The sequence below is a fragment of the Ruegeria atlantica genome (assembly GCF_013032005.1).
Classification (GTDB): domain Bacteria; phylum Pseudomonadota; class Alphaproteobacteria; order Rhodobacterales; family Rhodobacteraceae; genus Ruegeria; species Ruegeria atlantica_A.
Map to the genome: position 1 here is coordinate 26,395 of NZ_WQBE01000003.1, position 14,131 is coordinate 40,525.

General features: G+C 54.0%; 10 protein-coding genes. 8 read left to right on the forward strand and 2 right to left on the reverse strand.

All coding sequences use genetic code 11. The features are described from left to right. The first annotated feature begins 13 nt into the window (after positions 1-13). The 8 genes from GOX21_RS07830 (at position 14) to GOX21_RS07865 (ending at position 10,204) form a co-directional block, all read left to right on the forward strand. A complete protein-coding gene (locus GOX21_RS07830; RefSeq protein WP_170376759.1) occupies positions 14-838 on the forward strand; it encodes a CpsD/CapB family tyrosine-protein kinase in 825 nt (274 codons plus the stop codon). Next, the gene (locus tag GOX21_RS07835; protein ID WP_170376761.1) at positions 819-1,703 is read left to right on the forward strand and encodes a glycosyltransferase family 2 protein; all 885 of its coding nucleotides are present in this window, start codon (positions 819-821) and stop codon (positions 1,701-1,703) included. Before GOX21_RS07830 ends, GOX21_RS07835 begins: the two co-directional genes overlap by 20 nt. A 410-nt stretch (positions 1,704-2,113) precedes the next feature. After that, on the forward strand, positions 2,114-3,118 hold the full coding sequence (locus GOX21_RS07840; RefSeq protein ID WP_438826466.1) for a UDP-glucuronic acid decarboxylase family protein: 1,005 nt from the start codon (positions 2,114-2,116) through the stop codon (positions 3,116-3,118). A gap of 77 nt (positions 3,119-3,195) precedes the next feature. Next, complete coding sequence (locus GOX21_RS07845; protein ID WP_170376763.1) at positions 3,196-4,608, forward strand: hypothetical protein; 1,413 nt, start codon at positions 3,196-3,198, stop codon at positions 4,606-4,608. Beyond that, the gene (locus GOX21_RS07850) at positions 4,608-5,630 is read left to right on the forward strand and encodes a glycosyltransferase family 2 protein (RefSeq protein WP_170376765.1); all 1,023 of its coding nucleotides are present in this window, start codon (positions 4,608-4,610) and stop codon (positions 5,628-5,630) included. Before GOX21_RS07845 ends, GOX21_RS07850 begins: the two co-directional genes overlap by 1 nt. Continuing rightward, entirely contained in the window at positions 5,614-6,546 is a 933-nt protein-coding gene (locus tag GOX21_RS07855; protein WP_170376767.1) for a sulfotransferase domain-containing protein, read from the forward strand. The genes GOX21_RS07850 and GOX21_RS07855 overlap by 17 nt, the downstream gene beginning before the upstream one ends. Positions 6,547-6,746: 200 nt before the next feature. Further along, positions 6,747-8,090, forward strand: a complete 1,344-nt coding sequence (locus tag GOX21_RS07860; RefSeq protein ID WP_170376769.1) for a glycosyltransferase family 87 protein — start codon at positions 6,747-6,749, stop codon at positions 8,088-8,090. Beyond that, entirely contained in the window at positions 8,087-10,204 is a 2,118-nt protein-coding gene (locus GOX21_RS07865) for a glycosyltransferase family 39 protein (protein ID WP_170376771.1), read from the forward strand. Before GOX21_RS07860 ends, GOX21_RS07865 begins: the two co-directional genes overlap by 4 nt. Positions 10,205-10,228: 24 nt before the next feature. Here GOX21_RS07865 and GOX21_RS07870 read toward each other — a convergent pair whose 3' ends face one another. Both GOX21_RS07870 and GOX21_RS07875 read right to left on the reverse strand, forming a co-directional pair. Next, on the reverse strand, positions 10,229-12,196 hold the full coding sequence (locus GOX21_RS07870) for a hypothetical protein (protein WP_170376773.1): 1,968 nt from the start codon (positions 12,194-12,196) through the stop codon (positions 10,229-10,231). Positions 12,197-12,275: 79 nt separating this feature from the next. Continuing rightward, on the reverse strand, positions 12,276-13,769 hold the full coding sequence (locus GOX21_RS07875; RefSeq protein ID WP_170376775.1) for an NAD(P)/FAD-dependent oxidoreductase: 1,494 nt from the start codon (positions 13,767-13,769) through the stop codon (positions 12,276-12,278). Between the last annotated feature and the right edge of the window lie 362 nt (positions 13,770-14,131).

Below are 14,131 nucleotides of genomic sequence, written 5' to 3' on the forward strand. Positions count from 1 at the left end.
TGGACAGGGTGTGATGGACCGTCTTCAACAGGCAATTCGCAAAGCTCGCAATGAACGCGAAAGCCGCCAAGCGGAACCTATTCTGCAACCCGAGGCTCCGCAGCCTGTTCCAGCTGATGACAGCCAAGATGCCTGGAGTTCTCTGCCCGAGTTGCAGATTGATCAGAACTTGATCGCTCGTAATCGTCTGATTGCCTATCACGGCGGGCCTGAAGCTGCCCCCTACGATATGTTGCGGACAAAGATGATTCAGCAACTTCAGTCCAACGGCTGGCGGCGCATCGCCCTGACATCCCCGTACAGCGGATGTGGTAAAAGCACGGCGGCCGCAAATCTTGCCTTTAGTCTGAGCCGACAGAAGGACCTGCGTACAATCGTCATTGATTTTGATATGCGACGCAGAGGGTTGGCCGAAATCCTGCGGCAGACCGGCAATCACAGCATGTCCGATGTTATTAATGGAAACATTTCGTTTGAACAGCATGCGCTGCGCCATGGTGAAAATGTAATCTTTGGATTGAACTATTCGTCAACACGCAATCCAGCCGAGATTCTGCAAAGCCGGGCCATGATTGAAACACTGGAACAAATCGAAGCAGAGTACCAGCCGGATATCATGCTGTTCGATACTCCGCCGTTGATGGCCAGCGACGACAGCCACGGGTTCCTGAAGAACGTTGACTGTGCCCTGCTATTGGGTGCCGCCGAAGAAACCAGCGTGGACCATGTTGACCTGGCCGAACAGCAACTGGCAGAGCTGACGAAGGTCATGGGCATCGTGCTGAACAAATGTCGCTATATCAGCGAGGCTTTCGGCTATGAGTACGGCTCGTACTGATCCGGCTCCGACGGATGCGGTCATTATTCCCCATTACAACGACCCTGATAGACTGGAACGATGCCTGCGGGCGTTGATGGAGAACGACACCACCGATACAGAAATCGTGGTTGTAGATAACGCGTCTCCGGTCTCGTTGGACGAGGTGAAGCTGGCCTTTCCTGATGTGCGGTTCATCACTGAAACCCAGAAGGGCGCAGCGCATGCACGAAACAAGGGTATTGCCGCAACCACAGCGCCAAGGTTGTTTTTCATAGATGCCGATTGCGTTCCAGCGCCTGACTGGCTGACGGTCGGCCGCGCAATCGCCAACCGGGCTGACCTTGTCGGGGGCCGAGTTGACGTGTTTGACGAAACCCCACCGCCGCGCAGTGGGGCCGAGGCATTCGAGGCCGTTTTTGCATTCAATTTCCGCAGATATATCGAGGTTCAGGGGTTTTCCGGTGCAGGCAATCTGCTGACGCGCCGCGACGTGTTCGACGCGATCGGCGGGTTTATAAACGGTATATCGGAAGATCAGGAATGGACCATGCGTGCTGTCGCGCGAGGTTATAGTCTGGTGTACGAGGATCGGTTTCGTGTCAAACATCCGTCAAGACAAGATTGGTCCGCGCTCAGGACGAAATGGCGACGCATGACGCAGGAAGCGTATCAGTTGAACGGAACCGGAGGCAAAGCACGCCTGAGATGGGCAATCCGGGGATTGGCAATGCCTGCCAGTGCCATGGTACATACGCCCAAGGTTCTGGCCAGCAGCAGACTGAATTCAACCGGTGAAACCTTGCGAGCTATTGCCACTCTTATCCGGCTCAGGTGTACACGAATGGTCTGGATGCTGCGCCAGGCCGCCGGTGGCTCCATCTGAACGAGGTCCGGTAAGTAAGCACGGCTTAAATTTACCATAACATTGATTCCACGTCTTGAAGCATGCGTTACACCCGCATTTGGTCCCCGCTTGGCTCCAAAAGGCTTAACGTGATTTTTTTTGACGTACTCGGAACAGTCTCGGTCTGAGCGCACAATTGTTTAGCCCAGCTTTGGTAACTGGTTCTGAAACATGGCTCATACAACCGGAAACCACAAAAACTGCAGAGCGCGCATATTTATCCTTCGTCCCCCTCCAAATTTCGTGTAGCCTCAACCGCGATGTACATACTGAGTGCAGGCGCTCAAATTTGCAGCCGAATTATTTGTTTTATTCGTTTGTAGTGCCTGATCGTTTTAGAAAACCGACGCGAAGCAATACCGGTCGGATTATAACTGCAGAGAGCGCTGATGAACGCGTCTGATTTTGATCCCAACGACATGCATCTAACCGCCAAGCGGATTCTGGTTACGGGTGGCGCAGGCTTTCTCGGCTCGCACCTGTGCGAGGCCCTGCTGAAACAAGGGCACGAGGTTTTGTGTGTCGACAATTTTTTCACGGGTCGGCGCGGGAACCTGCACCACCTGCTACAAAACCCCCGCTTCGAGGTCATGCGCCATGACGTGACCTTTCCGCTGTATGTTGAAGTGGATGAGATTTACAATCTGGCCTGCCCGGCCTCTCCGTTCCATTACCAGCACGATCCGGTCCAGACGACCAAGACGGCTGTGCATGGTGCGATCAATATGCTGGGGCTGGCCAAGCGGGTCGGCGCACGAATTCTGCAGGCTTCGACATCCGAGATCTACGGCGATCCGCAAATTCACCCGCAAACCGAAGATTACGTCGGCCACGTCAATCCGATCGGACCGCGTTCATGTTATGACGAGGGCAAACGCTGTGCCGAGACGTTGTTCTTTGACTATTACCGCCAGCACAACCTGCCGATCAAAGTGGCGCGGATCTTCAACACCTACGGGCCGAACATGCATCCCGATGATGGGCGTGTCGTATCCAATTTTATCATGCAAGCCCTGAATGGAGAGCCTATCACCATTTACGGTGACGGCAGTCAGACCCGGTCCTTCTGCTATGTATCCGATCTGATTGACGGGCTGATTAAGCTGATGGAATCCTCTGATGATGTCACCGGGCCGATTAACCTGGGCAACCCGGTGGAATTGAGCATTCGTGAGCTGGCCGAGTCCGTGATCCGCCAGACCGGCTCGAACTCTGAACTGGTGCAACGCCCGTTGCCGCCAGACGACCCAATCCAACGCCAGCCGGATATCACGCGAGCCCAGGAACAGCTGGCGTGGTCACCTCACGTACCGCTGGAAGAAGGGCTGGAAGCAACAATCGCCTATTTCCGGCGCATAGCTGTGGCGGCGGAGAGCGCTGTAGAACGGATATGAACGTATCGGTTTCCTCTAATAGGCCATCTTGGCGAATTGGAGGATTTCTGCTGCTTGCCGCAGCGGTGCTTGCCTGTTTGTCCGTGCTTTTAATCAATGGCGGGCCTCTCTACTACTTCGACACCGGCAGTTATATTCGACAGGGCAACGTGGCGCTGAACAGTTTGCTGCCAACAATAAGCGAGAGCGGCAGCGCAGGTGGAAGTAGCGCTGCGGATCAGGACAATACCGCAACCGGATCCCGGTCACTGATCTATGGCATTGTCATGGCCCTCTTTTTTCGCGCGGGCGCCCTTATTGCCGTTCCAATCTTTCATATGGCTGGCATATTTCTGGTTGTTTGGCTTCTGGCACGAACGACAAACCGGACTCTGGAAGAGGCCCGCAGCACATCTTTGCTGACCACAGTGCCGCTTCTGGCCGCAGCTCTTTCCTCATTGCCGTTTTACATCGCCTATATGATGCCGGACATATTTGCTCCGGTTTTGCTGATCGTGATTGCTGCGCTGACGGCGGTCGGTCGCACAATGCGAGGCTGGGAACTTTTTGTGATGTCAGGTCTGGCTGTGTTTTCCGTCATTTCACACCCGTCACATCTGGCAATCGCTGGGCTTATGGTGCCTTTTGTGATCCTGGCCGCCCTATTCATGAAAGCACGGGGGCGATGGCGGGCAGTGATATTGCTTGTGATCGTGCTTGCGATTGCAGTGGCCGAGCGCAAAGCCTTTCAGATCGCGGTGGAAACCAAAACAAACAAAGAAGTCGTCTATACACCCCACATCACCGCGCGGCTGATTGTAGATGGGCCGGGCATGGACTACCTGAACGACGCCTGCCCCGACACAAACATACCGACATGCGCCCTGCACGAGGCCCTTTCATGGTCTGATGATCCCTATCGGTTGACTGTGTCGCATATCATTTTCGAGCGCTCGCCCAAGCTTGGATCATTCCGGCTTATGTCAGCAGAAGACCAGAAGAAGGTTGCACGTTCCCAGCGTGACTTCGCCAAGGCTGTGTTTCTTTCCCGGCCCATTGCCACATCTTGGGCCCTGGCCAAGAATGGTTATCGCCAAATTTTGCGTGACAGCATTTGGATGACAATCCCGACAGAGCAGGCGCTAGACAACGCTCGCCATCTTGCACGGTTAGACGACTCTCAACTGCATCTGATTCAAGGCGGCCTGCTGTCCAAGGATCGCGGTTGGCTTGCGCCGGTTAATGCGCTGCACGGCTTTATCTATGCCATTTCGTTTGCTGTTATCGTGGTCTTTTTGCTGACCCCGCGCAGCGTGCCGCGCGATATCAAGCTATTTGCCCTATTCATCCTGATAGGAATTGCGGTCAATGCGCTGGTTTGTGGTGGGGTGTCACAGCCAGCGGACCGATATGGCGCTCGCGTGATGTGGTTGCTTCCGTTCACTGCAGCCTTTCTTCTTATCATAAGTTGGCCCCCTGCCCTGCGCGCCGCCACCAAAAGGGATTTGTGATGTCGGATCATTCATTGTCCATTAGTGTCGTTATGCCCGCCTACAATGCCGAGCATATGTTGCCCCGCGTTCTGACCCCGCTGATTGAATTGCTGAATACCGGACAGGTGCAGCAGGTTCTGGTTGTGGATGACCAGTCCCCAGACGGCACGGCCGCGCTTGCGCGCGAGATGGGAGCGTCGGTCCTGACAACGCCCGTCAATGGTGGGCCGGGCGCGGCACGCAACCTAGCCGCGCAGCACGCCACGGGCGACATACTATGGTTCGTCGATTCCGACGTCATCGCCTGGCCTGACGGTCCGGAACATATCCGCCGTGCCATGTCCGAGGATAATGTCGCGGCCGTCTTCGGCTCGTATGACGATGCGCCGGACGGGCAGTCGTGGTTTTCACGCTACAAAAACCTTTTGCACCGCTATCACCATCAGCGCGCGCGACGCGAGGCTCGAACCTTCTGGGCTGGATGCGGCGCAATCCGGCGCGACGTTTTCCTTGAGGTCGGCGGGTTCGACGTCAAAACCTATGAGGTCCCGTCGATTGAAGATATCGAGCTGGGGTATCGGATTGCCAATGCCGGATACCGTATTCTTGTTGAGCCGCAATTGCAGGGCAAGCATTTGAAGGTCTGGACCATGCGCAACAGCCTCAGCACGGACATCTATTGCCGCGCCCTGCCCTGGGCCCGGCTGATGATCTCGCGGGAAGGGCTGATAGACGATCTGAACACCTCGATGGCCGAACGGGCCCGAGCCGCGATTGCGGGTTTGCTGCTGCTGTCGGTTTTGGCCCTGCCCGCCTGGCCGGGCACTTGGCCCCTGCCCTTGCTGTTGCTTGCGGCCGCTTTGGTCGCCAATTTCGATCTGGTGCGCACGATGGCCGGGCATGGCGGGGCGTGGTTTGCCTTTAAATGCCTGCTGTATCACCAAGTCTACTACGTCTATTCGGCCGCGGTTTATGTCTGGTGCCTGTTCGAATATCACGTTCTGGGTCAAAAGCAGAAACTCCATGTCACCCGAAACTGAAACTTCGGGCCCTGCGGCACGGATGCCGGATTTCCTGATCCTTGGCGCCGCGCGGGCCGGTACAACGGCGCTGTACAGCCATCTGCGGCAAAACCCGAGTATCTTCATGCCGTCCGCCAAAGAGCCCAATTTCTTTGCTTTCGAGGGCGAAGCCTTGAATTTCTCTGGGCCGGGCGCGGACTATGTCAACAACTCGGTCACGCAGATCGCCGACTATCATTCCCTGTTTTCCGATGCGCCAGTGGGCGCGGTCTGCGGCGAAGCTTCTCCGCTTTATCTTTACGCACCCAAAGCGCCCGAACGCATACACCAGCGTATTCCCCGGGTGCGCATGGTGGTTATTCTGCGCAATCCAATTGACCAGGCCTTGTCCCATTACCTTTATGCGGTAAAGCAACGGATCGAACCGCTCGAAGATTTTTCCACCGCATTGGACGCCGAAGACGAACGGCTTGCCGCAGGTTGGCAGCCCCTGTTCGGATATTCGCGCTTTCCCCTATATGCACAGCAATTGTCGCGCTATTTCAAGCTGTTCGATCGCAATCAATTCCTGATCCGCACCTACGAAGAATTCCAAGACGCCCCCAAAGACGTCATCGACAGCATCACCAGTTTCATCGGTGCCGATACAAGTTTCCAACCCGATCTGTCATCGCGGGTAAATGCAGGTGGTGTGCCGCGCAGCCGCCTGTTTCAGGATTTTCTGATGAAACCCAACCCGATCACCGGAATGATCGCCCGGGTCATGTCACAGGAACTGCGCTGGAAAATCAGGGACCGCCTGTCCCAATTCAACCTCAAACGCGAGGTGGAAATGCCAGACCGGGCACGCGCGATCCTGCGTGAAAGGTTGCTGCCGGAAATCGAAGATTTGGAACATCTGTTGGACCGCGATCTAAGCTCCTGGCGAGCCTGATCGCACTTCTGCCAACAATTCCCCAAAATCCAACAGAATGTGCATGCCGTACTTGTCGTTTTGCATTTCTGCCAAGGTGCAACCATCAATACTTTGATTTTGAGCAGCATGCTTTAGAATAGCCCTGTGTTTTATGGGCCTGTTGTCTGGTTGATCGCAATTAACATCGGGCGACGGTGATTTAATGGTGACAATTTTTTATGGACGACATTGACAGAGCAACAGCTTCGTCGCGAATAACGCCGAACGGCAATGCGCGACGATTGTTCATCAGCCCCGTTATTGCACGGCGCGCTACTCTTTGTCTTTCGCTGCTTATGTGTGCCTTGGCGTTGGCTTATCTGCTGCTGAAGATCACGCAACTATCTGCCCTTCCCGCAGGGTATGATTTCCGGTTCATCTGGGTGGCGGGTGACATGTGGCACGGTGGCATAAACCCCTACGGCCCGACGTTTTTGGCGCATGGCGAAGCAAATATTGAGGTCGGACATGTCCCGGTTCTGTGGCCTTACCCACCGACTTGGTGGATTTTTGCCGCGCCTTTGGGGGCGCTGGATCTGAACACTGCGAGTGTCGTCTGGAATATCTTCGGTCTGGTGATCGTCATCGCAACTTGCGGCATGTTGACCAGCGCCTTTACCACCGCATTTCCGAGGCGCGCCCAGATGATCGACGAGTTCACGGGAGGTCAGGTTTTTTTCCCGCTTTTCAGTGTGGTGTTCTTTCTTTTGGCGATCCTCGAAGCTACCGCGATCCTGTTTTCCGTTGGTCAGACGACTCTGATCGCAGGGCTTGGCATTGCCGTTATGCTGTGGAGCCGCGTCGGCGGACGCCTCTTTTTCGAAGCCGTCGGATTAACGCTGGTACTGCTCAAACCGCAGATCGGAGCGCCATTTGTGGTCCTGTACCTGTTGTTTGATGCGCACTCTCGGAAAGTGGTTTTGATGGCCGTGCTTCTTTCCGCCCTGCTGACAGTGCCATCGCTTTTGGTCGCTCCAAGTACCATTTTGGATTTCTTTCGAAATCTGGCCGCTTATGACGGTTTTACAATTGCCAACCTTCCACAATCCATGACGGGTCTGCGGCTGATCATTTGGGAGGTTACGGATCGTGATATTGGTAGCTCTGTGGCCACGATCATCACGCTCGTGATCATTGTGGTGCTGTGTCATGGCTCTACCCGGCTGACGCGCGCCTGCGACGCCAACAAACATACCTGGCAGGTCTTCGGGTTGGCCTGCGCAGCTATCGTCGCGCTGGCGCCGCTGCATATTTATGATTTTGTGCTGTTGGCCGCCCCGCTGACGCTGCTGTTCAGGGGGCGGATCGTCAGCACTCTGTTCGCCGGGCTTGGCGCAATGCTGATCTGGCGATCGGAAAACCTTGTCGATATCTGGGCCTTCCATGTGGACGGGGTCGAGATCTTTCCAAGCTCGCGTTTGGCAACCATTGGCGCCCTGCTGTTTTTAATAGCGGTCGTTGATACAGTTCTGCAGCTGAACAGACAGAAGGCCAGCGCTTCAAACCAGTCTTCGCGCGCATGACTGTTTTTCTAAAATCATCGCCTGCGCCGTCTCGTCCGTGGCGCATTGCGCTTGCTGGGTTTGCCGGGCTGGTCGCAGTGCTGATACTTGTTTTTTCAGTACAGAGTGCCTTGCCCGGCATCCGCGATCTGGCGCAATGGTGGATGCTGATGGTCGCGCTGGCGCTGACCCTCTTTTCCGTTTTTGTTTTGTGGGATCTGACGCTATCGGGTTTGATGCTGCTGCTTTTGTTTGTGGGCGGGGCATCGCAGCTTTATGTGACCCAACCGCTTTGGTACCCGGCGCTACGCCTCCCGCCCAGAACGACCATCGAAATGGCGATGTATGCCATAATTTTCGGACAGGGCGCCCTTTCGGCTTTTGTGTTGTTTAGAAATTCTAGTGACAGCAAACTCTCTCAGGTTATCAGCGATTTGGGCGTAAAACGCACTGCTCTATTCCTTTTGCTCAGCGGTGCGTTCACCATACCGATCCTCGACCATCTTCGCCAAAACGAAATCGACGTCTATTTCATTCAGCTTGCGGCGGGGCTGATCCTTGTGGTCATCAACCTGGTGACGGTGATCGCATTGGCTGCCACCTTGCCCAGAGGGGTTACTCTGCCCGCGGGCTGGCGATGGGCAGGCTGCATGGCCACTGTTTTTCTGATTGCGACATTGGTGCTGGAATGGTTGGCCTTTGAACGGGTGCCGCATGTTCAGGATGAGCTTGCCTATATGTTTCAGGCCAAGACCTATGCGAGTGGCGCCCTTTATGTGCCGGCACTGCCGGAAGGTCCCCGCGCAGCTTTTGAGTTTTATCTGCTAGATCATCATGACGGGCGCTGGATATCGGTCTTCACGCCCGGATGGCCTGCATTTCTGGCGGTGGGAGTTTTTTTTGGAGTGCCCTGGTTGGTGAACCCAATTCTGGGCACCGCGTCCATCTTTCTGGCGCAGGGGGTGATGCAACGGTTAACAAATGCCCGTACGGCCAGCATCAGCACTCTGATCCTGGCGACCTCCCCCTGGTTCATCGCGATGTCGGCGTCACTGATGTCCCATACCTTCGCCCTGTTTCTTGTCTTGCTGGCCTGGCTTTTGATCCTTCGCGCCGAAGAAGGTGAATTGAAACGGGCCGTTCTACTGGTGTTTGTGGCCGGCTTGGCACTGGGTTGGTTGTTCCTGACCCGCAACCTTGACGGCCTGTTGCTTGGAATTCTGACGGGTCTGTTTCTGTTGTGGCGCGGAGGTGCCTTACGCCATCCCCTGACTGTACTCAGCTACAGCGTGGGATGCGTGGCAACCGGAAGCCTGATCTTTTTCTATAACTACTACTTCACTGGCGACCCGCTGTTGACAACATTATCAGACTATTATCAACGAATCTGGGTTGATGGATCCAACGCCTTTGGGTTTGGCCAAAACATAGGCTCCCCAGAAGGCTGGGGCCACATGGAACTGCGCCCGCATGAACATTCCCCGTTTGAAGGTCTGGTCAACACGCTGACCAATATCAGCGCGCTTCATACCGATTTCATGGGTTGGGGGATCGGGTCGCTCGTATTTGTCTGGATCTTGCTGATCTATGGCCGCATCAACGCCACGGACCGGATGATGCTTGCGATCATTATCGTCGTAGCGGGTGCACACGCCCTTTATTGGTTCGTAGCCAGCTTCTACGTGGGCCCACGATATTGGTTCATGATGATCGCTCCCCTGGTGTTCCTGAGTGCCAGAGGAGTTCTGGAAACTGGCATCCGATTGGAAACCATTGGCCTTTCGTCAGCTTCGGACAAACTTAACGCCGTGCTTCTTATTCTGTGTTTGTTTTCAGTGACAGTATTTTTGTCCTACCGAGGCGTCACAAGATATCACGAGCATCGTACCTATGATGACCACTATCGCTATCTGTCGCTGCCTGACACGGAAGGTGTTGTCCAACCGCTGGTCTTAATCAATCCGAAAAGCCAAATTGCTTCGGCACTGTTCTTCAATGATCCTTCGTTTCCCTTGGACGAGCCGGTTTTCGCAAAGGATCTGGGAGGCACAGCGAATGACGCCGTGACTAAGGCTTTTCCGGGACGCCCCGCCCTGTATTACGACGAGCGCGAAGAGACGTTTTCTCGGAAATAGACATTTCGCATGGGGCCGATTTGATTATCTTAGGCCCAATAGCTTTGCAATATCCCAGACCTGACGTGGAGAAGTTTGTGCTCCGCGACCGAAGATTGTTTCCCGAGGCACTTTGTAAATGGGTGCAATGCTCACCGGGACGTCTGCATTGCTAAAATCTTCTTCATAGGTGGGCAAATGATCAGTCACCAAAACCCTACCTTCCACGGCTTCGCCCAATCGAATTTCATCGGGCGCCAAAGCCTCAGTTTCCAAACGGACAAAATAAGTAGGCGTGACATTGGCTGGAACCGGCATCTGTGCATACACATAGACCGAGACAGTTCCCGCTAAGTATTGGTCCTGCAATTCGACATCTGACCAACCAGGGGGAAAGGCCTTCCTTATCAGAGCTGGCGTAATCCGGATCTCCTCAAGGTCAAAAAACGGGTCAGCGTCGATTTCAATCGCGATACGCTGCCCCAAATCGCGGGTCACTGTAAATGGGCGCAAAGTCGTAGGCCAACTCAGCCAAGTACTGACAGCAAGCCCTGCCAACGCCATCGCAAAGGCTGAGGCCGGCGCTGCCTGAACCGGGCGCAACCGCCAAAAGACAATCAGCGGCAACAGAACAGCCGGTGCAAAATGGTGCGGCAGAATACGATAAGCCTGAACATAGAAGAACAGAACGTACCCTACAGTCATGAGTGTCAGCGTTCTGGAAAACGTATCCTGCCAGCGCCAGGCCAAAAGCGCTAGTCCAGGCAAAAGCCCGCCGGGCAGAAGCCAGAACAGAAACCGCTGCGTATCGAATATAGTCACATAGCGCAGACGACGCAGAATTGACCCCGTGCTGAATTCACCGGATACCCCCGTCACACCCGTTTTTGCCAGTATGGCCAAAGAGAAAGAACCTAGGATCACAATCGCCAGGGCTATCAACACTCCTACGATCACCTGCTTAATGGGTTGAAACCAGTTCAAAAGCAGGTGCGCCAATAGAAAGAACCCTATCAGCAGAATACCGTTTGGTGCGGAGCAAAGAGCTAGCGTTGACACAACCGCCATCCAACCGAAATTCTGGTCGCGGAAGAACAAGATGTACCCCAGAACTCCCAATAAAATGGGCGGTTCGCGCGTCATTGGCATGGCAATATCGGCAAAATATGGATTGTAGGATGGATTAAACGCCATCACGAAAGAAAACAGAACCAAGGCTGCGCCCAATCCTAAAACAGACCAAACATCGGTGCGGTTATTTGGTGAACGGATAAAAGCCAGCATCACCCCGAATAAAATCGACACGCCAGGCAGGTAAGCAAACCGAAGAGCCGCTTCGGACGACCCAAAAACACGAAGGAAGCTGGTTTGCAGAAATACCTCGGTCATCATTTTCGGATTTGGGTAACCGGTCATTGAACCAGCATCCAAAGGCCAAAACGGCAGTCCCCGAGAAATGAACAGAATAGCGCTCAGCAAGCTGTGCGCCCCATCGTCATTGAGAGCTTCCCAATAGAATTTGGGTGACAGCAACAGCAGAACAAATAAGGGAAGCAGAACCATACCGGCCACGTCCCATCCCCGGCCCCGGAAGATGTCCTGCGCAGGCCGTTTGATGGTTAAGGCAGCCCCGGGCAGGCAAAGCAGAACGATCAGCACGAGGAAAGCTGTTCCTGTCATCGGGATACCGCTGACAGCCTGCACAATAGCCGCAATCGTAGGTACGCCAAAAAGGGAAAGCGTAAAACCTTTCAACAGAAAATGTTCAAAACGGTCTTCGGGTCGAGCAATACCCAGCGCTAATAGCAGACCGGGGGTGACAATAAGTATCGACGCCGACAATGCCACCAGAGGCGCCCAGACATACAAAAAAAACGCATCCTTGGCGATAAAATAGGGGGACGGCCCCTCTGCGAATGCAACTTTTGCTGCAATCTGACCTGCTATGTTCTGTCCCATCCAGACGATGCCGACCAGAATTGCCAGCAAACCAAGATAAAAAAATTGCTTCATAGTTCTGGTCATTCAATCATTTCGAACTCTAAGAATTGTTGGTCCAAAAAGTCCGGCACAAACCAAGCGGGCTCGAAGCTCATCCGCTCATTCGAGTGCGGTTTCCTTTCTCAAACGCGGTTTCAGACCCTTTATTTCGAGGCTTTGACTCGAATTCTTCGTGGTAGGACCGTTCGACATTAACATCCCAAACGTCGTTTTCCTCGCCCAAAATATTGCGCGCGGCATACATGGCGGACAACATCGAATGGTCCTGATTGTTGTAACGATGCAGGCCATTGCGGCCGACGGTCTGAAAATTCTCAAACGTCTTCAGCCAATCACTGACAATATCCAGCGCTTCTTTGTAGTCGCCATCATAAACCGGATAGGCCTTAGGTTGCCTGATCACTGTAAAATCGATGACATCGCTTGCCTTGGCCAAACCCAACTGTTCCAGTTCCTGACCGGCCAATTCTTTGAGGTCCGCGTCTGACGACGACCACAGCCCGTCACCCTTCTGGCAGAAATACTCCATTCCGATGGACGAAGTGTCCTGGTTGGGCAGCATTTCCTTGGACCAGGCGCGGAAATTCTGGATGCGCCCGACCTTTACCTTGGGACTATGGATATAAATCCAGTTGTCCGGGAAAGGATCGGCGTGATCGAGCATCAAAGTCACGATCAGGAAATCGCGGTATCTCAGGCGATCGGCGGCCTCGACAACCTCTGGCGGCGGCGGCGGATCAAATGCATGGATCAGATCGCGCACGGCCATCGAGTTGATGAACTCTTCGCCCTCTACCCGTTCGGTCGTTTTGTCGCCATTTTCGTCCCAATGACGCACATCAATCGACGTCACGCGGTTGCCGTCGCGATTGACCTGCACCACTTCGGAATGTGTCTCAACACTGCCGCCCCTTTCCCGGATCAGATCGCGGGTTTTTTCCCACATCATACCGGGGCCAAGGCGGGGATACTGAAATTCTTCAATCAAGCTGGCGGTGTCATTGGCACCGGAAATCGCGTTCCAGACCGCCTTGGGCAAAGACAGGTTCTTGATCCGCTGTGCAGCCCAGTCCGCCCGAATTTCTGACGGCGGAATTCCCCAGACCTTTTTGGTGTAGCTGTGGAAGAAATGTAAATATAACCGCCCGCCAAAGCGGTTGATGACCCATTCTTCAAAGGTATCTTCTTGTTTTTTAGGCCGGATTTTCCATTTCACGAAGCTGCCGATGATCTTATAGGTCTCATAGGGGCCTATATTGCCAAGGGCGTTGAAGATACGCAGCGGGTAATCATAAAACTTGCCGCGATAGAAAATGCGGCTCAGGCGTTGCACGGTGATGAAATCATCTCCCATCACATCGTGCCACATATCTTCAACCTCGCGCACCTTGGTAAAAAACCGGTGCCCTCCGATATCAAAACGGTAACCATTGAAAGTTTCAGTGCGTGAAATGCCGCCAACCATGTCCGAGGCCTCAAAGACCTGTGGAACATGCGTGTCACTAAGTTTCTGAAGCTCGTGGGCTGCAGTCAACCCGGCAGGCCCGCCACCGATAATTACGACAGGAACGGTATCTTTTTGCAAATGACTAACACCCGTATACTCGAAAAAAACTGACTACAAACTACTAGAGGTTATCACCATTTCATAACAAATTCCTAATGACTGGTCCAAATAATATGCCCAGGCCTTTCACGTACCCAATCCGTATCCGGCAAAATGCAATCTGTGCTGCCATGACTTTGGGCTGCCGATCCCACAGGCAGGCACTGCGCCAGATCGCGTGCATTAACAGCAGACCTCTCGGAAAAATGCTGCCCGATGTCGGGATGGACGTCGCAAAAAAAAGTTTCGACGCCACCAGCCAACAGGTTGAGTTACATGAACTATTTCGTCAGGCCCTGATCGGCACATGAATTTCTTTCGCCTGTGCTGGGAAAACTTTA